We start from the raw sequence: 482 nt of genomic DNA on the forward strand, positions 1-482 counted from the left end.
TGCTCGACCATGTGGTTAGTCTTAAGAATAACTGCGCCAAGGTTATCAAGGCAAAGGTATGCTACTTCAACAGCGATCGCTGCAGAGATGTTGTCTTGGAGCCGTACAAGCGCGTCGATACAATCCTAGGCACCATGAAAGGAATCAAGTTCTTTAGGTACATTGTGACGACGAAATAGCTCGCGTCTTTCTTTTATTTTCGCAAAGCCAGGATCTATATGCGAATTCTCCGCGTCATTGCTTCAGTCAACCCGAGGGATGGCGGGCCTGTTGAGGGCTTGCGCAGCAGTGCTGAAATGCACCAACTCCGTGGGCACGAAACGGAGGTGGTCTCGCTAGACGATCCTGATGCTGACTATTTGAAAGATTTTCCGTTTCCGGTGTTCGGACAGGGGCCGCGCACAAGGGTATACGGCTACACTCCACGCCTCGTTCCATGGCTCAAACTCAACTGTGGTAGGTTTGACGCTGCTGTCTTTCAT

The 482-nt window shown here is 50.6% G+C and carries 1 protein-coding gene; it reads left to right on the forward strand.

Annotated features, from left to right (window positions below; all coding sequences use genetic code 11):
* Positions 1 to 218 precede the first annotated feature (218 nt).
* Positions 219 to 482, forward strand: a 264-nt coding sequence (locus J5M57_RS28265) for a hypothetical protein (protein ID WP_207938514.1), incomplete at its 3' end; no start/stop codon positions are given.

It is taken from the genome of Pseudomonas sp. 86_A (genome assembly GCF_017491705.1).
GTDB lineage: Bacteria > Pseudomonadota > Gammaproteobacteria > Pseudomonadales > Pseudomonadaceae > Aquipseudomonas > Aquipseudomonas koreensis.